Origin of the sequence: Hydrogenophaga palleronii NBRC 102513 (genome assembly GCF_001571225.1) — a bacterium.
GTDB lineage: Bacteria > Pseudomonadota > Gammaproteobacteria > Burkholderiales > Burkholderiaceae_C > Hydrogenophaga > Hydrogenophaga palleronii.
This window is the reverse complement of sequence record NZ_BCTJ01000001.1, coordinates 467769-486865: the sequence shown is the minus strand read 5'-3', so window position 1 is coordinate 486865 and position 19097 is coordinate 467769. Positions and strand designations below refer to the sequence as shown.

The 19097-nt window shown below is 67.8% G+C and carries 20 protein-coding genes; 10 read left to right on the top strand and 10 right to left on the bottom strand.

The window, feature by feature from the left end:
- The first annotated feature begins 29 nt into the window (after positions 1-29).
- The 4 genes from HPA01S_RS02220 to HPA01S_RS02205 all read left to right on the top strand — a co-directional run bounded on the left by HPA01S_RS02220 (position 30) and on the right by HPA01S_RS02205 (position 2669).
- Positions 30-362, top strand: a complete 333-nt coding sequence (locus HPA01S_RS02220; protein ID WP_066266019.1) for a YbaB/EbfC family nucleoid-associated protein — start codon at positions 30-32, stop codon at positions 360-362.
- 28 nt (positions 363-390) lie between these two features.
- Positions 391-1002, top strand: coding sequence for a recombination mediator RecR (gene recR, locus HPA01S_RS02215; protein ID WP_066266018.1), 612 nt, complete (start codon positions 391-393; stop codon positions 1000-1002).
- A gap of 51 nt (positions 1003-1053) precedes the next feature.
- Positions 1054-1458, top strand: a complete 405-nt coding sequence (locus tag HPA01S_RS02210; protein ID WP_066266016.1) for an MAPEG family protein — start codon at positions 1054-1056, stop codon at positions 1456-1458.
- A gap of 140 nt (positions 1459-1598) precedes the next feature.
- Positions 1599-2669, top strand: a complete 1071-nt coding sequence (locus tag HPA01S_RS02205; protein ID WP_066266015.1) for an ABC transporter substrate-binding protein — start codon at positions 1599-1601, stop codon at positions 2667-2669.
- Between the two features lie 45 nt (positions 2670-2714).
- Here the strand turns inward: HPA01S_RS02205 and HPA01S_RS02200 are convergent, their stop codons facing one another.
- Positions 2715-4454: a transglycosylase SLT domain-containing protein gene (locus tag HPA01S_RS02200; protein WP_084360390.1), complete on the bottom strand. Its 1740-nt coding sequence runs from the start codon at positions 4452-4454 to the stop codon at positions 2715-2717.
- A 385-nt stretch (positions 4455-4839) separates the two neighbouring features.
- Here HPA01S_RS02200 and HPA01S_RS02195 point away from each other — a divergent pair, with 385 nt between their 5' ends.
- Both HPA01S_RS02195 and rnhA read left to right on the top strand, forming a co-directional pair.
- Positions 4840-5637 (top strand): class I SAM-dependent methyltransferase, encoded by a 798-nt coding sequence (locus HPA01S_RS02195; RefSeq protein WP_084360389.1) that lies wholly within the window; start codon positions 4840-4842, stop codon positions 5635-5637.
- A 60-nt stretch (positions 5638-5697) separates the two neighbouring features.
- On the top strand, positions 5698-6132 hold the full coding sequence (gene rnhA, locus HPA01S_RS02190; protein ID WP_066266010.1) for a ribonuclease HI: 435 nt from the start codon (positions 5698-5700) through the stop codon (positions 6130-6132).
- 85 nt (positions 6133-6217) lie between these two features.
- On the opposite strand, the gene moeA is transcribed toward rnhA, so the two are convergent.
- From moeA to HPA01S_RS02170, 4 genes are all read right to left on the bottom strand, one after another.
- Positions 6218-7495 carry a molybdopterin molybdotransferase MoeA gene (moeA, locus tag HPA01S_RS02185; protein ID WP_066266008.1) on the bottom strand — a complete coding sequence of 426 codons (1278 nt, stop codon included), beginning with the start codon at positions 7493-7495 and terminating at the stop codon, positions 6218-6220.
- A 21-nt stretch (positions 7496-7516) separates the two neighbouring features.
- The gene (gene mobA / locus HPA01S_RS02180; RefSeq protein WP_066266005.1) at positions 7517-8140 is read right to left on the bottom strand and encodes a molybdenum cofactor guanylyltransferase MobA; all 624 of its coding nucleotides are present in this window, start codon (positions 8138-8140) and stop codon (positions 7517-7519) included.
- A 64-nt stretch (positions 8141-8204) separates the two neighbouring features.
- On the bottom strand, positions 8205-9320 hold the full coding sequence (gene moaA / locus HPA01S_RS02175) for a GTP 3',8-cyclase MoaA (RefSeq protein WP_066266003.1): 1116 nt from the start codon (positions 9318-9320) through the stop codon (positions 8205-8207).
- 98 nt (positions 9321-9418) lie between these two features.
- The gene (locus tag HPA01S_RS02170) at positions 9419-10249 is read right to left on the bottom strand and encodes a metal-dependent hydrolase (protein WP_066265996.1); all 831 of its coding nucleotides are present in this window, start codon (positions 10247-10249) and stop codon (positions 9419-9421) included.
- A 135-nt stretch (positions 10250-10384) separates the two neighbouring features.
- On the opposite strand from HPA01S_RS02170, the gene HPA01S_RS02165 reads away from it, so the two are divergent.
- Positions 10385-11041: a TetR/AcrR family transcriptional regulator gene (locus tag HPA01S_RS02165; RefSeq protein ID WP_066265993.1), complete on the top strand. Its 657-nt coding sequence runs from the start codon at positions 10385-10387 to the stop codon at positions 11039-11041.
- A gap of 16 nt (positions 11042-11057) precedes the next feature.
- On the opposite strand, the gene HPA01S_RS02160 is transcribed toward HPA01S_RS02165, so the two are convergent.
- Positions 11058-13121: a sodium-translocating pyrophosphatase gene (locus tag HPA01S_RS02160; RefSeq protein WP_066265991.1), complete on the bottom strand. Its 2064-nt coding sequence runs from the start codon at positions 13119-13121 to the stop codon at positions 11058-11060.
- 303 nt (positions 13122-13424) lie between these two features.
- On the opposite strand from HPA01S_RS02160, the gene ppa reads away from it, so the two are divergent.
- The gene (ppa, locus tag HPA01S_RS02155; protein WP_066265989.1) at positions 13425-13964 is read left to right on the top strand and encodes an inorganic diphosphatase; all 540 of its coding nucleotides are present in this window, start codon (positions 13425-13427) and stop codon (positions 13962-13964) included.
- A gap of 15 nt (positions 13965-13979) precedes the next feature.
- Here ppa and HPA01S_RS02150 read toward each other — a convergent pair whose 3' ends face one another.
- A complete protein-coding gene (locus HPA01S_RS02150) occupies positions 13980-15149 on the bottom strand; it encodes a GNAT family N-acetyltransferase (RefSeq protein WP_066266214.1) in 1170 nt (389 codons plus the stop codon).
- A 56-nt stretch (positions 15150-15205) separates the two neighbouring features.
- On the opposite strand from HPA01S_RS02150, the gene HPA01S_RS02145 reads away from it, so the two are divergent.
- Both HPA01S_RS02145 and HPA01S_RS02140 read left to right on the top strand, forming a co-directional pair.
- Positions 15206-16894 (top strand): NAD+ synthase, encoded by a 1689-nt coding sequence (locus tag HPA01S_RS02145; protein WP_066265988.1) that lies wholly within the window; start codon positions 15206-15208, stop codon positions 16892-16894.
- Between the two features lie 79 nt (positions 16895-16973).
- On the top strand, positions 16974-17312 hold the full coding sequence (locus HPA01S_RS02140; protein WP_066265986.1) for a P-II family nitrogen regulator: 339 nt from the start codon (positions 16974-16976) through the stop codon (positions 17310-17312).
- A gap of 18 nt (positions 17313-17330) precedes the next feature.
- On the opposite strand, the gene HPA01S_RS02135 is transcribed toward HPA01S_RS02140, so the two are convergent.
- The 3 genes from HPA01S_RS02135 to HPA01S_RS02125 are packed head-to-tail and all read right to left on the bottom strand — an operon-like array spanning position 17331 to position 18914.
- Positions 17331-17918 carry an LOG family protein gene (locus HPA01S_RS02135; protein ID WP_066265985.1) on the bottom strand — a complete coding sequence of 196 codons (588 nt, stop codon included), beginning with the start codon at positions 17916-17918 and terminating at the stop codon, positions 17331-17333.
- A gap of 32 nt (positions 17919-17950) precedes the next feature.
- Positions 17951-18340: a diacylglycerol kinase gene (locus tag HPA01S_RS02130; RefSeq protein WP_066265983.1), complete on the bottom strand. Its 390-nt coding sequence runs from the start codon at positions 18338-18340 to the stop codon at positions 17951-17953.
- A gap of 13 nt (positions 18341-18353) precedes the next feature.
- Positions 18354-18914, bottom strand: coding sequence for an RDD family protein (locus HPA01S_RS02125; protein ID WP_084360388.1), 561 nt, complete (start codon positions 18912-18914; stop codon positions 18354-18356).
- Positions 18915-19097: the final 183 nt, after the last annotated feature.

Here is a 19097-nt window from a genome sequence, read left to right as displayed (position 1 = left end):
CATTCATCTCGACAACACAAGGAAGACCCATGTTCAACAAAGGACAACTCGCCGGCCTCATGAAGCAGGCCCAGGCCATGCAGGACAACCTGAAGAAGGCGCAGGACGAACTGGCCTTCATCGAAGTCACGGGCGAATCTGGCGCCGGCCTGGTGAAGGTGCTCATGACCTGCAAGCACGACGTCAAGCGCGTGACCATCGACCCCAGCCTGCTGGCCGACGACAAGGACATGCTGGAAGACCTGGTGGCCGCGGCCTTCAACGCCGCGGTGCGCAAGGCCGAAGAAACCTCTGCCGAGAAGATGGGCAAGCTCACCGCCGGCATGCCGGGCCTGCCCGGTGGCATGAAGTTCCCGTTCTGATCGCCGCGGTCCGGGCATCCCCCGCTCGATGGCTGAGAACCACTCGCTGGAACTGCTGGTGCAGGCACTGCGTCGCCTGCCCGGTGTGGGCGTGAAGTCGGCGCAGCGCATGGCCTTCCATTTGCTGCAGCACGACCGCCCCGGCGCCTTGCAGATTGCGCGCGCGCTGGAGCACGCCACCGCATCGGTGAAGCACTGCAAGCTGTGCAACACCTTCACCGAAGAAGAGCTGTGCCACACCTGCCGCGATCCGCGGCGCGACCGCACGCAGCTCTGCGTGGTGGAGACGCCCGCCGATCAGGCCGCCATGGAGCGCACCGGTGCCTACAAGGGCCTGTTCTTCGTGCTCATGGGCAAGCTCAGCCCGCTCGACGACGTGGGCCCGCGCGACATCGGTCTGCAGAAGCTGTTCGACCGCATCAGCGCACCCGCCGAGCAGGGTGAGCCTGCGGTGCACGAGGTGATCCTCGCCACCAACTTCACCGCTGAAGGCGAGACCACCGCACACGTCATTGCGCAGGCCCTCAAGGGCCGCGACGATGTGCAGGTGACGCGCCTGGCGCGTGGTGTGCCGGTGGGCAGCGAGCTTGAATACGTGGACCTGGGCACCATCGCCCACGCCCTGGTGGACCGGCGCTGAGCCGCGCCACGCAACAGACATTCCGATTCAAACCTTCATCGAAAGCCGCACATGAAACTGGCTGGACTGACCGTGGCGTACTGGTGCGTGCTGGTGGCGGCCCTGCTGCCGATCGGCTGCGCGTGGCTCGCCAAATCGGGCTACATGACCAAGGCGCGCAGCAAAGGCGGCCTGGACAATCAGCACCCGCGCGAATGGCTGGCGCGCCAGACCGACTGGCGCGCACGCGCCAACGCGGCCCAGGCCAACAGCTTCGAGGCACTGCCGTTCTTCATTGGCGCGGTCATCATCGCCCACCAGCTCGGCGCGGTGCAGATGCGCCTTGATGTGCTGGCCTTCCTGTTTGTCGTACTGCGTTTGCTGTACATCATGATGTACGTGGCCAACATGGCGAACGCGCGCAGCCTGATCTGGGCGCTGGCCCTGATGACGAACATCGCGATCCTGTTCGTCTGAGCGCACCAGCCTCGCCGGCTACATAGGCTTTCAATCGATCCGTACAAACCCGCTCGGGATTCGTCCCGATGCGGGTTTTTGCCCATGTGCCTACGCTAAGGACGTGCCGAGAACAACGGGAACAGAGAGGAAGCCTGGCCATGTGGAGTCGCCGTCAATGGGGTCGTTTGTGTGCGCTGGGCGTTGCCGCCGCGGCCATGCCCGCGTTGCGTGCGCAACTGGTACCGGCCAACGGCGCCGCATCTGCGGCGACACCGCGGCCCGGCGCCACGCGGCTGGTGATCGCGGTCGACAACCGCAGCTCGTTCTGCTACCTGCCGCTGACCATCGCGGAGCGCCTGGGTTACTTCGTGCGCGAAGGCCTGGACGTGGAGCTGCGCGAGTTTCCCGACGCCACGCAATCGCTGCTGGCCATGCAGGGCGGCGCCGTGCATGCGCTCTCGGGCCCTTACGCCAGCACCATTGCGCTGCAGGCACGGGGCCAGAGCCTGCAGTCCTTCGTGCTGCAGGGGCGCGCGCCGCTGGTGGTGGTGGGGGTGTCGCTGGACACGATGGGCCACTACCGTGGTGTGGCCGATCTGCGTGGCCGCCGGGTGGGGGTGATGAGCAGCAGCTCGGCCTCGCACCGTGTGGCGAGTCTGGTGCTGGGCAAGGCAGGCCTGCGTGCCACCGACGTGCAATACGTGCCCCTGGCCAATGCCGCCGCCGCCGTGCAGGCGTTCCGCCGTGGTGACCTCGACGCCATCAGCTACACCGACCCGACGGTGACGCAGCTCGAACAGCTGGGCACGCTCAAGGTGGTGGCCGACACGCGGAGCACGCGCGGCACGGCCGAGGTGTTCGGTGGGCCGTTCCCTTCGGCCTGCCTGTGCGCGCCGGGCTCCTTCCTGGCGCAGTACCCCAAGGCCACGCAGGCCATGGCCGACGCCATGGTGCATGCGCTCAAGTGGCTGCAGACGGCGGGGCCGTCGGACATCATCAAGACTGTGCCCGAGCGTTACTTCCAGGGTGACCGGTCGTTGTACCTGGCGGCGTTCCAGCGCGTGCGCGAGGCCTGGACGGTGGACGGGCTGATGCCCGAGACCGGCCCGGCGACGGCGGCGCGCATGCTGGCGCAGTTCGAGGAGCCGGGCTCGCTGCAGCGCGTGGACCTCGCGCAGACCTTCACCAACGACTTCGCGCGCAAGGCCAAGGCCCGTTTCCGCGCCTGAGGCGCAGCGGCTTCGCCGCCGCTGCCGCAGCCGTCGTTGCTGCGCTCAGTTCTTTCTCGGGTTCGACTTGCTGCCGCTGCTGTTGTTGCTGGCCACGCGGGTCTTGCTGGCCGGGGCGGCCTTGGCTTTGGCCGTGGTGCTCTGCGCCTTGGCCCTGGCCTTGGCGGGCTTGCTGGCGCTGGCCGCCACCTTGCGCGTGGCCGGTGCGGCGGCCTGTTTGGCCACGGGTCTCTTCGACGCGGAGGCGGTGGCGGTTGCCGGGGCACTGGTGGTCACGCGGCGCGGCAGCATCAGCACCACCGACTGGCCCGGCTTCAGCGAAGCGTTCACTGCCAGCTTGTTCCAGCCGGCCGCGCTGGCGGCGCTCACGCCGTAGCGCTGCGCCAGCCGGGCGAGGTTTTCACCCTTGCGTGCCTTCACCGTGGTGCGGCGCAGGATGACCTCGGGCTGGAAGTTGATCTGGCCGTTGTCGGCCACGTGCAGCGGCACGTCGGCGCTGCGTTTGTCGGTGCGCGGCACCAGCAGGCTGGAGCCGGCCCGCACCTGCATGCGCGGCGGGATGTTGTTGACCTGGCGCAGCTCGGCTTCGCTCATGCCGACCTTGGCCGCGGCCTGCGCCACCGTCATGGTGGTGGGCACGACCCAGGCCGTCCAGCTCGCCAGCATGCCGGTGTGCGACTGCAGGTTGCGCTGGAAGATCACCGCGTTGTCCCAGGGCAGCAGCACCGTGGGCGTGCCCGCGGCCATCACCACCGGCTGGCGCAGCGAGGGGTTGAGGGCGCGGAAGTCTTTTTCGTCCACCTCGGCCAGGGTGGCGATGACGGCCACGTCCATGTCGCGCTGCAGGGTGACGGTGTCGAAGAACGGGTGGTTGCCGATCAGTGGCAGCGTGGCGTTGAAATCCTGCGGCCGCGCCATGATGTTCTTCACCGCCTGCAGCTTGGGCACGTACTGGCGCGTTTCGGCCGGCATGGTGAGGTCGGTGTAGCCGGTGGGCTTGCCGGCGCGTTGGTTGTTGGTGATGGCGCGGTTCACATTGCCCTGGCCCCAGTTGTAGGCCGCCAGCGCGAGGTGCCAGTCGCCAAAGCGCACGTAGAGCTGCTGCAGGTAGTCGAGCGCGGCGCGGGTGGAGGCCAGCACGTCGCGGCGGTCGTCGCGGAAGGCGTTCTGCTTGAGGTCGAAGGACTGGCCGGTGGCCGGCATGAACTGCCACATGCCGGCGGCGCGGGCGCTGGAGACGGCTTGCGGGTTGAAGGCGCTCTCGATGAAGGGCAGCAGGGCCAGCTCCATCGGCATGTTGCGGCGCTCGATCTCCTCGACGATGTGGAACAGGTAGCGGCTGGAGCGCTCGGTCATGCGCTGCATGTAGTCGGGCCGGGTGGCGTACCACTGCTCGCGGTCACGCACCAGGTCACCATCCAGATCGGGCATGGCGAAGCCGCGGCGGATGCGGTCCCACAGATCGGCCGGTGCGTCCAGCGTGATCACGGTCGGCAGCTGGGTTTCTGCGGTGCCGATGGCGCTCAGCGGCACGTCGGAAGGCAGGCGGTAGGACGGCAGACCGGAAGGCGTGTTGCGGCCGGTGGCGTGCGTGCTGGTGCCGGTACTGCTGCTGGCGCTGCCGCCCGGGCTCGCGGTGCCGCTGTTGTCGGGCGTTACGGTGGTGGCGCAACCGGCCAGAAAAACGGCCACGGCGAGCGCGGCCCAGGTGAGTGATCGGCGCAGCAGCGGTGTGGCGTGCAGGGCGGGGAGTGGGAAGTGGGCAGGCGGGCAGGCAGTGGTCATCGGGAAACGTCAGGTCGGGCGCAGCGCATGGCGGCCATCGGCGAAATGGTGGCGGCGCTGTCGGGCACGGAGGCCATGGCGGGAGGCACGGTGGCGCGGGCGCCGCTGTGCAGGAAGGGGGGAATCCGCAGATTCAGCCCAATGGAGCAAGGCCGTGCCGGAAAGTTCGGTCTGTCTTGCACACACCGCGCATCGGCCCGACCGGTGACACCGGCGTTGCTGGCCGTGCGCCGCCTGGTGCGGCGAAGCGGTCAGAAAAGCGGGGGGGGGGAACCGGTGCATGGCGCGGGATGGGGGCGGGCGTGTAGAGTGCGGGCTGGCCTTGTGGCGGGTGGTTTGCAGTGTCGCAGACTTCCCGCCGCAGATGGCTGTTGTCCCACATTCCATGACCGCAAAAATTATAGGTTTGCCCGAGTGGTTCGCCACCGCGCCCGGCCAGTACCTGCTGACCTGGGAGCAGGCGCAGTTCGACCTGGCGGTGGCCGACCTGTTTGGCTACAACGCCTTGCAGCTGGGCTTGCCCGAGCTGGAAGGCCTGCAGGCCAACCGCATGCCACACCGCTGGCTGGCCCTGCCGGAGGTGTGGCCCGAGCCCGAAGGGGGCAAAACCAGCCGCCCGACCAGGCCGCCGCGGGTGGCGCTGATCACCGACGCCGCGGCGCTGCCGTTTCCCGAAGCCAGCCTGGACCTGGTGGTGTTGCCGCACACGCTGGAGTTCAGCGCCGACCCGCACCACGTGCTGCGTGAAGTGGAGCGGGTGCTGGTGCCCGAGGGGCGGGTGGTGATCTCGGGCTTCAACCCGACCAGCCTGTGGGGCCTGCGCCAGGGCCGAGGCCACCTGTGCGGCCGCATCGGCCTGAACGCGTTCGGCGCTTCCAACCTGTACCTGCCGTCGGCCGGCGACTTCATCGGCCCCTGGCGCCTGCGCGACTGGCTGCGCCTGTTGAGCTTTGAAGTAGAGTCGGACCGCTTCGGCTGCTACCGGCCGGCGATGCGCACGCAGAAGTGGCTGCAGCGATATGCCTGGCTGGACCGCGCCGGCGCACGCTGGTGGCCGATTTTTGGCGCGGTGTATTTTGTCGTTGCGGTCAAGCGGGTGCGTGGCATGCGGCTGCTGGGCCCAGCCTGGAAACCGCGCCGTGCGGCCTCGTCGGCGCCGGTGTCGGTGGCCAACCGGCACTGAGCCTGATGCGCCATCGTGTGGCGCCGCAACCTCTTTCTTTTTTTATCTGGAGTGTTTCTTTTGAACCATGTGGTGATCTACACCGACGGCGCCTGCAAGGGCAACCCGGGCCCGGGTGGTTGGGGCGTGTACCTGAAGTCGGGCGAGTTCGAGCGCGACCTGTGCGGCGGTGAACGCGTGACCACCAACAACCGCATGGAACTCACTGCGGTGATCGAGGCGCTGACGGCGCTCACGCGGCCGTGCAAGGTCTCGCTGTATCTGGACAGCGAGTACGTGCGCAAGGGCATCACCGAGTGGATCCACGGCTGGAAGCGCAAGGGCTGGGTGACGGCCGCCAAGCAGCCGGTGAAGAACGCCGACCTCTGGCAGAAGCTCGACGCCATGGTGCACGGCGGTGTGCACCAGATCGAATGGCACTGGGTCAAGGGCCACGCGGGTGACCCGGGCAACGAACGCGCCGACATGCTGGCCAACCGGGGCGTGCCGCGCTGAAGGCGTACGTCGCTGCCAGGCAGCAGACACCAAAAAGCCACGGCGTGCCGTGGCTTTTTTGTGGGTGGCGTGGTTGCCGCGTGGATCAGATCGCGCCGACGAACATCAGCACTTCCACCATCTCGCCCGCGGCCACGTTGCCACGTTCGTGCGGCAGCACGATCAGGCCGTTGGCCTCGACCATGGAGCGCAACACGCCCGAGCCCTGGTCGCCGGTGGTGCACACGCTCAGCGAGCCGTCGGCCGCGCGCGTGACGATGCCGCGCTGGTACTCGGTGCGGCCCGGCTTCTTGCGCAAGGCCTTGGCGCTGTGTGCCTGCAGCAGCAGCGGTTCGGTGGCCGTGCCGCCCATCAGGCGCTGCAGGGCAGGGCGCACGAAGGCGAGAAAGGTGACCATCACCGCCACCGGGTTGCCGGGCAGGCCGAACAACACCGGGTTGTGGCCTACGCCCTGGATGCGGCCCACCGCCATCGGGCGGCCGGGCCGCATGGCGATGCGCCAGAAGGCCACGTCGCCCAGCTGTTTCATCATGGCCTTGGTGTGGTCGGCTTCGCCCACGCTCACACCGCCGCTGGTGATGACGGCGTCGGCCTGGGTGGCGGCATGGCGGAACGCGGCTTCGAGCTGCGCCGGGGCGTCGGGCACCACACCGAGGTCGATCACTTCCACGCCCAGGCGCGTGAGCAGGCCGAACACGGTGTAGCGGTTGCTGTCGTACACCGCGCCTTCGCGCGGCGCGTCGCCCAGGCTCAGGATTTCGTCGCCGGTGGAGAAGTACGCCACGCGGATGCGGCGGAACACCGTGACGTGCGGCAGGCCCAGGCTGGCCACCAGGCCCAGGGCGCTCGGGCCGAGCGTGATGCCCTGGCGCAGGGCGGGCTGGCCGGCCTTGAGGTCTTCGCCGAGTTCGCGGCGGTTGTCGCCCGCCACCACCACGTCGGGCGGGACCACGACGCGGTCGCCCTCGACGCGCACGAACTCGTTCGGAATCACGGTGTCGAGCCCGGCCGGCATGATGGCGCCGGTCATGATCTTCACGCACTCGCCCGCGCCCACCGAACCCACCCAGGCCTTGCCGGCCAGGGCCGTGCCCACGCTGCGCAGCGTGAGCGCTTCGCCCGGGGGCAGCTGGGCGCTGTTGAACGCGAAACCGTCCATGGCCGAGTTGTCGTGTGGCGGCACGTTGATGGGCGAGACCACGTCTTGTGCCAGCACACGGCCGAGCGCGTCGAACACGGCGATCTGCTCGGTCTCGGTCACCGGCTCGACCAGGCGGGCCAGGAAGTGTTTGACGCGTTCGGCGCTCAGGGCCTGCGGGTCGTAGCCCTGCAGCTCGGCCGCGATCTGCTCGATGGATTTCATGGGCAAGACAGGGCCGGTGGCTCAGCTCTTTTCGAGCGCGTGCAGTTCGGCCAGGGTGTTGGTGTTGAAGAAGGCGCGCGGGTCGTCGCCCGGCTGGTCGAAGGGCACGAGCACCGTGCGGTGCTGGTCGGTCCAGCGGTCGATCTTGCGGCCGCCGGCCTGGGTGAACACCACCAGGCTCTCCAGCAGCTCCACCCGTATCAGGCTGAACACCGGCTGGGCTCGCAGTTGGCCGTCTTCTTCCGGCGCCGCGGCCATGGCGATCTCGGTGCGTTTGTCCTCGAAGGCCTGCGCCAGGCGCCGGGCGAGGTCGAGCGGGAAGCGCGGCGTGTCGCAGGGCACGGTGAGCATGTAGGGCGTGTTGCAGCGCTCCAGTCCGGTCATGAAACCTGCCAGAGGGCCTGCGTAGTCGTTCAGCGTGTCGGGCCAGACCGGCACGCCGAAGGCCTCGTAGGCCGCCAGGTTGCGGTTGGCGTTGACCATCTGCTCGCCGAGCAGCCCGCCCTCCTGCATCTGCAGGCGCAGCAGCGCGTGCATCGCCAGCGGCGTGCCATGGAAGTTCTGCAGACCCTTGTCAACGCCGCCCATGCGCGAGCCGCGGCCACCGGCGAGCACGAGGCCCGTGATTTCATTGGAGTGGATCAAGGGAAGGTCCGATCAAAGCGAGGGCGTGCCGGGCAGGCGCGAAGCGGCGCAGGGGGCATGGTGGTCAGCCGCCGATGTAGCTCATCTCGACCCGCCGCGTGCCGGTGCCGGCGTCGGGTGGCAGGCTGGCGCGTTGTTCGGAGTAACGGTCGCTACGGCCCTGCCAGATGGCGGCGATGGCGCTGGCCAGTTCGGCGTCGCTGACGTTGCCTCGCAGCAGGTGGCGCAGGTCGTGGCCCTGGCTGGCGAACAGGCAGAGGTAGAGATGGCCTTCGGTGGACAGGCGGGCGCGGTTGCAGTCGCCGCAGAAGGCCTGCGTGACGCTGCTGATGACGCCGATCTCGCCGCTGCCGTCGGCATAGCCCCAGCGCTCGGCGGTCTCGCCCGGGGTGGTGGCGCCAAGCGGCACCAGCGGCAGCTCGCGCTGGATGCGCCGAACCACCTCGGCGCTGGGCAGCACCTCGTCCATGCGCCAGCCGTTGGTGGCGCCGACGTCCATGTACTCGATGAAGCGCAGCACCACGCCCGTGCCCTTGAAGTGGCGCGCCATGGGCAGGATCTCGTGGTCGTTGGTGCCACGCTTGACCACCATGTTGACCTTGATCGGGCCGAGGCCGGCGGCCTGTGCCGCGGCGATGCCGTCGAGCACGTCGGCGACCGGGAAGTCGACGTCGTTCATGGCGCGGAAGATGCGGTCGTCCAGTCCGTCCAGGCTCACCGTGACGCGCTGCAGCCCGGCGTCCTTGAGCGCCTGGGCCTTGCGTTTGAGCAGCGAGCCGTTGGTGGTGAGCGTGATGTCCAGCGGCTCACCGTCCACCGTGCGCAGCGCGGCCAATTGGGCGATGAGGATTTCGAGGTTCTTGCGCAGCAGCGGCTCGCCGCCGGTGAGGCGGAGCTTGTGCACACCGTGGGCGACGAACTGGCGCGCCACGCGGGTGATTTCTTCGAAGCTGAGCAGGGAGCTGTGCGGCAGGTAGGGGTAGTCCTTGTCGAACACGTCCTTGGGCATGCAATAGCTGCAGCGGAAGTTGCAGCGGTCGGTAACGCTGATGCGCAGGTCGCGCAGCGGCCGGCCCATGGAGTCGGCGAGCAGGCCGCCGGGCGGCGTCAACACGGACGGCACGCGCGCAGCCACCGAGCGCAGGCGTTGATCGATCAGGGGAATGACACGTTCCGACATGCGTCGATTATGGGCGAGCCCCGGTGCCGCACCGCCGCTGCCGGCGGGTACTGCGGTTTTCCCTAGGGTCTCGTGCCGCCCCTGGCGTGCAGGCGTGCTCAGGCCGCTTCGGGCTGGCCGACGCGGCTGTACGACGAGGTGTTGTCGCGCAGCCAGTCGGCCGAGAGTTCGCTGGTTTGCTGGCTGGGGTGGAAGTCGGGCCGGAAGTAGGCGCGCCAGGGCCGGAAGCTCTGGCGCAGCAGGCCGTCGCGGCCGAGCATGTGGCGCGCGCCGCTGCGCCAGGTGCTCCAGCGCCACAGCGTGCCGTCGCGCCGCAGGTTGGACACGGTCTGGCGCAGCGTGTCGCTGAGAAAGATGAGGGTGATGCGGCGCATCCAGGTTTTGCGCCAGGCGTGGCTGCCGCCGAGGGCGTGGTACAGGTCGAAGGCGGTGCACTTGTGTTCGGCCTCTTCGGCGCTGTGCCACAGCCACAGGGTTTTCAGGCGCGGCTCGCTGCCGTCGAACAGCTGCGGGCGCGCCAGCAGCCATTCGGCGAAGAGGGCGGTGAAGTGTTCGTTGGCGGCGGTGACGGCCAGGCTGTGGCGCAGGTCGGTGCCGGCCAGCAGCTGCATGCGCTCGCGCGCCCGGGGCTCCCATTCGTTGACCAGGCCGTGTTTTTCGATCTGCGCGTTGAACAGGGCGTGGATGCGGCGGTGTGTCGCCTCCTGTCCGACGAATCCCTGCACCTCGGTCTTCAGCTCGGCCTGCTGCCCGGCCGGCAGGGCCTTGAAACCCTCGCGCACCGAGTCGATGAAGAACTGCTCGCCGATGGGAAAGCTCATCGACAAGGCATTGAACCAGGCGGTGAGGAAGGCATCACCCGCGCACCAGTGGCGCTGCACCGGTTGCTCCAGGTCGATCAGCAGGCGGCGGACAACAAGTTCGGTCATGGCGTCGGTGGGCAGGGTGTGAATCGTGTGGGTGTTTGGTTTGGTACGACGTGGTACCAGTCGGGCGATGGTGCGCGCTGGCGGCCCGGCTGTCAAGTCGAAGGCAACCGGGAGATGGCTCTAAGATGCCGGACCATGACCCGAAAAACCCGCTCCCGCCAGCACGACGCCGCGCCCAACGAGCATGGCGCGCGCCTGCTGCAGGCAATGGCCAGCGTGGCGGCAGCGCAGGGCCTGGCCGCGACCTCCATCGCCGCCGTGGTGGCCGAGGCCGGGGTCTCCAAGCGCACCTTCTACGAACACTTCGCCGACAAGGACGCCTGTTTCCTCGCGCTCTACCGTGCCGCCAGCGCCTTGGCACTGCGTACCCTGCGCGAGTCGGTCGAGGCCGACCGCCCCTGGCAGGATCAGGTGGAGCACGCCCTCGGCGCCTACCTGACCCATCTGGCCAAGGGGCCGCAGCTGATCCGCATGCTGTTCGTGGAAGTCCACCACCTCGGGCCGGCCGGCGCGCTGGTGCGCCGCGAGGTGATGCAGCACCTCGCGGACTTCATGCTCGAGACCATCAACGCCGAACACGAGGTGCTCGCGCCCACCATGGCGGTGGCGGCAGTGGGTGGCATCCAGGAGCTGGTGCTGCAGGCCATCGAACGCGGCGAGGCGGCGCAGCTGGACCGCCTCACGGCCAGCGCCAGCGAGGTGGTGCGGCGGCTGGCCGGTGCGCCCGCGGCACCCCCAGCGCCCGCAGCGCCCGCGCGGCAGAAAAAAGGCCCGCCGAAGCGGGCCTCCTGAGCCAGGCGGAAGCGCCTCAGCCCGCCATGGGCAGCAGCGGCACGATCAGCAGTGCCACGATGTTGATGATCTTGATCAGCGGGTTGACCGCCGGGCCGGCCGTGTCCTTATAGGGGTCGCCCACGGTGTCGCCGGTCACGGCCGCCTTGTGCGCCTCGCTGCCCTTGCCGCCGTGATGGCCGTCTTCGATGTACTTCTTGGCGTTGTCCCAGGCGCCGCCGCCGGTGCACATGGAGATGGCCACGAACAGGCCGGTGACGATGGTGCCCATCAGCAGCCCGCCCAGCGCCTTCGGGCCGAGCAGCACACCGACCAGGATCGGCACCACCACCGGCAGCAGCGAGGGGATCACCATTTCCTTGATGGCCGCGGTGGTCAGCATGTCCACCGCCTTGCCGTACTCGGGCTTGGCCGTGCCTTCCATGATGCCGGGGATCTCCTTGAACTGGCGCCGCACCTCCACCACCACCGAACCGGCGGCGCGGCCCACGGCTTCCATGGCCATGGCGCCGAACAGGTAGGGGATCATGCCGCCGATGAACAGGCCGATGATGACCATCGGATCGCTCAGGTCGAACTTGACCTGGTGGCCGTAGATCTCCAGCTTGTGCGTGTAGTCGGCGAACAGCACCAGGGCGGCGAGGCCGGCCGAGCCGATGGCGTAGCCCTTGGTCACCGCCTTGGTGGTGTTGCCCACCGCGTCCAGCGGGTCGGTGATGTCGCGCACGCTGCTCGGCAGCTCGGCCATTTCGGCGATGCCGCCGGCGTTGTCGGTGATCGGGCCGTAGGCGTCGAGCGCGACCACGATGCCGGCCATGCTCAGCATGGCGGTGGCGGCGATGGCGATGCCGTACAGGCCGGCCAGCGTGTAAGAGGCCACGATGCCGATGCAGACGAACAGCACCGGCCAGGCGGTGGAGCGCATGGACACACCGAGGCCGGCAATGATGTTGGTGCCATGGCCGGTGGTGGAGGCCTGCGCGATGTGTTTCACCGGTGAGTACTGGGTGCCGGTGTAGAACTCGGTGATCCAGACCAGCGCGGCGGTCAGCACCAGCCCGACCGCGCAGGCACCGAACAGGCGCAGCTGGCTGCCCGTGGCGGTGATGGCGTTGTCCGGCACGATCCAGGCGGTGACGAACCAGAACGCGATCAACGACAGCACGCCGGCGATCGCCAGGCCCTTGTACAGCGCCGGCATCACGTTCTTCATGCCCGGGCTGGCCTTGACGAAGAAGCAGCCCACGATGGAGGCCAGGATGGACACGCCACCGAGCACCAGCGGGTAGAGCACGGCCTGCATCGGTGCAGCGGCCACCATCAGCGCGCCGAGCACCATGGTGGCGATCAGCGTGACCGCGTAGGTTTCGAACAGGTCGGCCGCCATGCCGGCGCAGTCGCCCACGTTGTCGCCCACGTTGTCGGCGATCACCGCCGGGTTGCGCGGGTCGTCCTCCGGAATGCCGGCCTCCACCTTGCCCACCAGGTCGGCACCCACGTCGGCTCCCTTGGTGAAGATGCCGCCGCCCAGGCGCGCAAAGATGGAGATGAGCGAGGAGCCGAAGGCGAAGCCGATCAAGGGATTGAGCAGGGTGGCCAGGCTCTTGTCGGGTGTGAGGTTGCCATTGCCCACCAGAAACCAGAAGAAGCCGGCCACGCCAAGCAGGCCCAGGCCCACCACCAGCATGCCGGTGATGGCGCCGCCGCGGAAGGCCACGTCCAGCGCCGGGCCGATGCCGCGGGTGGCGGCCTGCGCGGTGCGCACGTTGGCGCGCACCGAGATGTTCATGCCGATGAAGCCGCAGGCGCCCGAGAGCACGGCGCCGAGCACGAAACCGATGGCGGTGGTGGCACCGAGAAAGAAACCGATGAGCACCGTGATGATGATGCCCACGATGCCGATGGTCTTGTATTGCCGGGCCAGGTAGGCCGCGGCGCCGGTCTGGATCGCCCCGGCGATTTCCTGCATGCGGGCGTTGCCCGCGTCCTGAGAAAGAATCCAGCTGCGCGACCAGAAGCCGTAGATGACGGCAACCAGCCCACAGACCAACGCAAAGATCAGCGCAGATTGTCCAACCATGAGATTTACTCCTGCTTGTTTCGACACGGAGGGGGCAACGCCTCCGGGGCTGCCCCCGCTGCGTTGCTTCCTCGTTGCCGGTTCACGCTGCATTGCGCAACGTTAAAACAGGGCGATTGGCCAACAGCGCGAATTTAGCGGCATTTGCCTTGCACCACCACCCCGGCGCCGGGGCGTCAGCCTGGAATCAGTAAAATCAGGGTAAATCCTAGGCGCGCCCTACCTGTTGAGCGCGCTTTTGTTTGCCTGCCGGTGCACACATCCGACAGGGCGTCCGTTTCTTTACCAACCATCCTCATCAACATGGCTCTTGAAAACGTCACCCCAGGAAAAAACGTTCCCGATTCGTTCAACGTGATCATCGAAATCCCGATGAACGCCGACCCGATCAAGTACGAGGTGGACAAGGAAACCGGCGCCATGTTTGTCGACCGTTTCATGAGCACGTCCATGCACTACCCGACCAACTACGGTTATGTGCCACGCACCATCTCTGGCGACGGTGACCCGGTGGACGTGCTGGTGATCACCCCGGTGCCGCTGGTGCCGGGTGTGGTGGTGCCGTGCCGCGCCATCGGCATCCTGAAGATGCAGGACGAAGCCGGCGAAGACGGCAAGGTGCTGGCCGTGCCGACCGACAAGATCCTGTCGATCTACACCCAGTGGCAAAAGCCCGAAGACCTGAACCCGATGCGCCTGAACACGATTCAGCACTTCTTCGAGCACTACAAAGATCTGGAACCCGGCAAGTGGGTCAAGGTCATCGGCTGGGAAGGTCGTGATGCCGCGCACAAGGAAATCCTTGACGGCATCGCCAACTACGACAAGGCCAACCAGGCCTGATCGTCCCGACGCCGCTCAGGGCAGCGCCTTGAGCGGGCTGCGCTGGGCCAGGTGGTCGAGGTACGCCCCGATGCCCTGGTCTTCGCGCTGCAGGAATCGCTCGACCGCGTCGGCGAACGCCGGGTGCGCCAGCCAGTGTGCGCTGGACGTCTTTACCGGCAGCAGGGCGCGCGCCATCTTGTGCTCGCCCTGGGCGCCGCCTTCAAAGCGCTTGAAGCCGTGTGCGATGCACCACACCAGCGGCTGGTAATAACAAGCCTCGAAGTGCAGGCAGTCCACCCGCTCCAGCGCCCCCCAGTAACGGCCATAGGCCGTGCCCGTGTGCTCGTCGATGCCGATGAGGCTGCAGGCCATGGGCTGGCCGTCGCGCTCGGCCACGAACAGCAGCCAGTGCTGCGGCATGGTGTGGGCCATGCGCTGGAAGAAATCCCGGTTGAGGTAGGGCGCGTTGCCGTGTTCGAGGTAGGTGCGCTCGTAGCAGCGGTAGAAGAAATCCCAGTCGACGGCCGAAATGTCGCTGCCGCGCGACCAGCGCATGCGCACACCGGCGTCGCGCACCTTGCGTCGCTCCTGTCGGATCTTCTTGCGCTTGTCCTGCTGCATGCCGGCGAGAAACTGCTCGAAGTCCTGGAACGGCCTGCCATCGGCGGCTTCGTTGGTCCAGTGGAACTGCACCGTGTGGCGCAGCATCATGCCGGCGTCGGCACAGGCTTGAATGTCTTGCGGCTGGCCGAACAGCAGGTGCAGCGAAGACAGGTCTTCTTCGCGCGCATGGGCAATCAGCGCCCGCACCAGAGCCGCACGCGCATCGGCGTTGCGCGCCAGCAGCCGCGCACCCGGCACCGGGGTGAACGGCACCGCCACCAGCGCCTTCGGGTAATACGCCAGGCCATGCTCGGCGTAGGCATTGGCCCAGGCCCAGTCGAACACGTACTCACCATACGAGTGGTTCTTCAGGTACATCGGGCAGGCGGCCTGCAGCACATCGCCTTGCCACAGCGTCACGAATTGGGCCTGCCAGCCGGCGTGCTCGCGTGCGCCGCCGCTCTCGTGCAGGGCGCTCAGGTAGGCGTGCCGCATGAAGGGGCTGGGGTCGCTCTCCAGCGCCAGCAGGGCGTCCCAGTCGCTGGCGGGCACGCCCGCAGGCGAGTCAAAAACCCGAATGACATAATCGATTTCAGACAACAGCAGCTCCTGCCCGCCGCGCTGTCGCGGCCCTTCCAGCAAGGTTTTCAAACCCCATGACGCTTTCCATTTGTGTCGCCCAGCTCAACTTCGTGGTGGGTGACATGTCGGGCAATGCCCGGAGAATCATCGACGCCGCAGAACAGGCCCACGCACGCGGCGTGCGGCTGCTGCTCACACCCGAACTGGCGATCTGCGGCTACGCGGCCGAAGACCTGTTCCTGCGCCCGGCCTTCATCGACGCCTGCGATGATGCCCTCAAACAGATTGCCAGCGCGACCGCCCACCTCAAAGGCCTGCACATCGTGGTGGGACATCCGGCGCGCGCAGGTGCGGTCGAACGGCGCGAGCGCGGCGTTGCCGTGGCGCAGTTGCACAACGCGGCCAGCGTGCTGCTCGAAGGCCGGGTGACACACACCTACGCCAAGCGCGAGCTGCCCAACTACCAGGTGTTTGACGAGCGGCGCTACTTCGTGCCGGGCGAGGGCCACTGCGTCATCGACGTCCAGGCCGACGGCGGCAAGCCGGTGCGTGTGGGTCTGCTGATCTGCGAAGACGCCTGGTTCCCGGCGCCGGCGGCCGACGCCCGCGCCGCCGGCGCCGAGCTGCTGGCGGTCATCAACGCATCGCCCTTCCATGCCGGCAAGGGCAGCGAGCGCGAGGCGACCATGCGCCAGCGCGTGGAACAGACCGGCCTGCCGCTGGTGTATGCGCATCTGGTGGGCGGGCAGGACGAGATCGTGTTCGAGGGCCGCAGCTTCGTGCTGGCGGCCGATGGCCAGCTGGCCGGGCGTGCGCCGAGTTTTGAAGAGGCGCTGTTCGACGTCGCCTTTGCCCGCAGCGGCGCCGGCTGGCAGATCCGCGCCGAGACCGACCGTGACCACAGCCCCGAGGCCGATCTCTGGCACGCGCTGGTGCTGGGTGTGCGCGACTACCTGGGCAAGAACGGTTTCCCCGGCGCCATCCTGGGCCTGTCCGGCGGCATCGACTCCGCGCTGGTGCTGGCGATTGCGGTGGACGCGCTGGGCAAGGACCGTGTGCGCACGGTGATGATGCCTTCGCCCTACACGGCGGACATTTCCTGGATCGACGCGCGCGACATGGCGCAGCGCATGGGCGTGCGTTACGACGAGATCGCCATCGCACCGCAGTTCGAGGCCTTCAAGGCCAGCCTGGCGAACGAGTTCGCCGGCTTGCCCGAGGACACCACGGAAGAGAACCTGCAGGCGCGCATCCGCGGCACGCTGCTGATGGCGCTGTCGAACAAGTTCGGCAGCATCGTGCTGACCACCGGCAACAAGAGCGAGATGGCCACCGGCTATTGCACGCTCTACGGCGACATGGCCGGCGGCTTTGCCGTCATCAAGGACGTGGCCAAGACCATGGTGTTCAAGCTGGCGCGCTGGCGCAATGCGCACGACCCCTACGGTACCGGTGCCGACCCCATTCCCGACCGCATCATCACGCGCCCACCGAGCGCCGAGTTGCGGCTCGACCAGACCGACCAGGACAGCCTGCCCGAGTACCCTGTGCTCGACGCCATCATCGAGCGCTACATGGAGAACGACCAGAGCCCCGAGAGCATCGTGGCGGCGGGCTTCGAACGCGCCGACGTGGACAAGGTGGTGCGCCTGATCCGCATCAACGAATACAAGCGCCGCCAGGCGCCGGTGGGCATCCGCGTGACCCACCGCAGCTTCGGCAAGGACTGGCGATACCCGATCACCAGCAAGTACCGCGCGTGAGCCCCGCATGCCGCGCCGATGTGCTTGGGCATAATGAAACGCAACCGACTTCTTCAAGCAACGCCCCCGGAGATCCCGCATGAAACAAATCACCGCCGTCATCAAACCGTTCAAGCTCGAGGAGGTGCGTGAAGCACTGGCCGAGCAGGGCGTGACGGGCCTGACCGTGACCGAGGTCAAGGGCTTTGGTCGCCAGAAGGGCCACACCGAGCTCTACCGCGGCGCCGAGTACGTGGTGGACTTCCTGCCCAAGGTCAAGGTCGAGGTGGTGGTCAAGACCGACGACGTCGACCGTTGCGTGGACGCCATCATCCGCGCCGCACGCACCGGCAAGATTGGTGACGGCAAGATCTTCGTGACCTCGGTCGAACGCGTGGTGCGCATCCGCACCGGTGAAGAGGACGAAACCGCGGTCTGAGCCGCGGTTGCCGGGCGCTCAGATGGCCTCGATGCGGGCCTCGGGCGCCAGTCCGGCCGACTGCACCAGCTCGGGCAGCAAGGCCTCCGGATCTGTGCCGATGCGGATCAGATCCATCTGCCAGGGGTTCATGAACTGCTGTTCAACCCCGGTGCGCAGGAACAACTCCAGACCGTCGTAGTAGCCCGACGCGTTGAGCAGGCCCACCGGCTTGTCGTGGTAACCGAGCTGGCGCCAGGTCCAGACCTCGAAGAATTCCTCAAAGGTGCCGATGCCGCCCGGCAGTGCCAGGAAAGCGTCGGCGCGCTCGGCCATCAGGCGCTTGCGCTCGTGCATGGTGTCCACCACGTGCAGCTCAGTGCAGCCGTTGTGGGCCCATTCCTTCTCCACCAGGGCCTTGGGGATGATGCCGACCACGCTGCCGCCGGCGGCCATGGTGGCGTCGGCCACCACGCCCATCAAACCGTTGCGCCCACCGCCGTACACCAGCTGGCCGCCTCGGCTGCCGATCCATTGGCCGACGGTGCGGGCGAGTTCGGTGAAGGCCGGGTCAACGCCCGGACGGGAGCCGCAGTAAACGCAGAGGGAGAAGGCAGGAGCAGTCATGGTGAATCGAATGAAGGGAAGAGGGCGGGCGTTCAGCCCCAGTGCGCCCACAGGGCGGCCAGCCAGATGCCGGCGCACAGCAGCAGGCTGAGCAGCACCGCGGCGCTGCCCATGTCCTTGGCGCGTTTGGACAGGTCGTGCCACTCGGGGCCGATGCGGTCGATGGCGGTTTCAATGCCGGTGTTGAGCAGTTCCACCGCCATCACCAGCACCACGGCGGCGACCAGCAAGGCCGTCTCCATCCAGCTGCGCCCGACCCAGAAGGCCGCAGGCACCAGCACCAGCGCGGCCAGCGCTTCCTGGCGGAAGGCGGTTTCGCCCCAGCCGGCGCGCAGCCCGGCGAGGGAATAACCCAGGGCGTGCACCATGCGTGTGAGGCCGGTGCGGCGCTTCTGCGCGTCGACGGGTTCCTGTTCGGTCATGGCGGCGGCGTGTTCAGCGTTTGGCGCGGGGCTTGGGTGGGGGCGGCGGCTGGTGCACCAGCCGCGTGCCGGCCAGCGCGTCGTGCAGGAACTGGCGCTGCGGGTGAAAACGCGAGAGCAGGGCCCAAATGACGATCCAGCCGATCAGCAGCACGGTGAGCTCGCCGCCCGACACCGTCATGAGGCCGGACAGCGCCAGCGGCGGCAGCAGCCACAGCCACGACAGCACGTACCGCAGCAGCGCGCGCGATTGCGAGAGCGGCCGGCCCTGGCGGTCCAGCACGCGGATGTACCAGGTCTTCATGGCAAGGGTCTGGCCCTTGGCCCAGAACCAGGTGAAGTAGATGCCGAACACCACGAACAGAAAGGCCTGTTGGGCGTGGCGGTTGTCCAGTGCGTTGCGGGTCTGCGTCAGCGTGGAGAACAGGTAGCCGGCGATGAAGACCACGCCGAACATCAGCATGCCCTCGTAGAGCCAGCAGGCCATGCGCCGGCGCAGGGACGGTGCCGTCAGGCTGAGGCCGGTGTCGGGGCTGGCCTCGGTGGGCATCGGGGAGGGCGGGGAGACGGACATGGAGAAGGAGAAAACGGGTGCGCGGCCGGCTGGCCGGGAAGCGGGAATTGTCGCATCGCCGCACAGGGCGGCGATTATTTGAGCGTGGCCGCCGCGTGGCGGGCCGAAAAGACTGTGTTGCAGTGCGATAATGCGCGCTGCAATTCAAAACAAGGCAAACGGATCAGGGTCCGGCGGGGTATG

Coding starts and splice junctions, on each gene's coding strand:
- HPA01S_RS02220 (WP_066266019.1), top strand. CDS start 30: ATGTTCAACAAAGGACAACTCGCCGGCCTCATGAAGCAGGCCCAGGCC.
- recR (WP_066266018.1), top strand. CDS start 391: ATGGCTGAGAACCACTCGCTGGAACTGCTGGTGCAGGCACTGCGTCGC.
- HPA01S_RS02210 (WP_066266016.1), top strand. CDS start 1,054: ATGAAACTGGCTGGACTGACCGTGGCGTACTGGTGCGTGCTGGTGGCG.
- HPA01S_RS02205 (WP_066266015.1), top strand. CDS start 1,599: ATGTGGAGTCGCCGTCAATGGGGTCGTTTGTGTGCGCTGGGCGTTGCC.
- HPA01S_RS02200 (WP_084360390.1), bottom strand. CDS start 4,454: ATGACCACTGCCTGCCCGCCTGCCCACTTCCCACTCCCCGCCCTGCAC.
- HPA01S_RS02195 (WP_084360389.1), top strand. CDS start 4,840: ATGACCGCAAAAATTATAGGTTTGCCCGAGTGGTTCGCCACCGCGCCC.
- moeA (WP_066266008.1), bottom strand. CDS start 7,495: ATGAAATCCATCGAGCAGATCGCGGCCGAGCTGCAGGGCTACGACCCG.
- moaA (WP_066266003.1), bottom strand. CDS start 9,320: ATGTCGGAACGTGTCATTCCCCTGATCGATCAACGCCTGCGCTCGGTG.
- HPA01S_RS02170 (WP_066265996.1), bottom strand. CDS start 10,249: ATGACCGAACTTGTTGTCCGCCGCCTGCTGATCGACCTGGAGCAACCG.
- HPA01S_RS02165 (WP_066265993.1), top strand. CDS start 10,385: ATGACCCGAAAAACCCGCTCCCGCCAGCACGACGCCGCGCCCAACGAG.
- HPA01S_RS02160 (WP_066265991.1), bottom strand. CDS start 13,121: ATGGTTGGACAATCTGCGCTGATCTTTGCGTTGGTCTGTGGGCTGGTT.
- ppa (WP_066265989.1), top strand. CDS start 13,425: ATGGCTCTTGAAAACGTCACCCCAGGAAAAAACGTTCCCGATTCGTTC.
- HPA01S_RS02145 (WP_066265988.1), top strand. CDS start 15,206: ATGACGCTTTCCATTTGTGTCGCCCAGCTCAACTTCGTGGTGGGTGAC.
- HPA01S_RS02140 (WP_066265986.1), top strand. CDS start 16,974: ATGAAACAAATCACCGCCGTCATCAAACCGTTCAAGCTCGAGGAGGTG.
- HPA01S_RS02135 (WP_066265985.1), bottom strand. CDS start 17,918: ATGACTGCTCCTGCCTTCTCCCTCTGCGTTTACTGCGGCTCCCGTCCG.
- HPA01S_RS02130 (WP_066265983.1), bottom strand. CDS start 18,340: ATGACCGAACAGGAACCCGTCGACGCGCAGAAGCGCCGCACCGGCCTC.
- HPA01S_RS02125 (WP_084360388.1), bottom strand. CDS start 18,914: ATGTCCGTCTCCCCGCCCTCCCCGATGCCCACCGAGGCCAGCCCCGAC.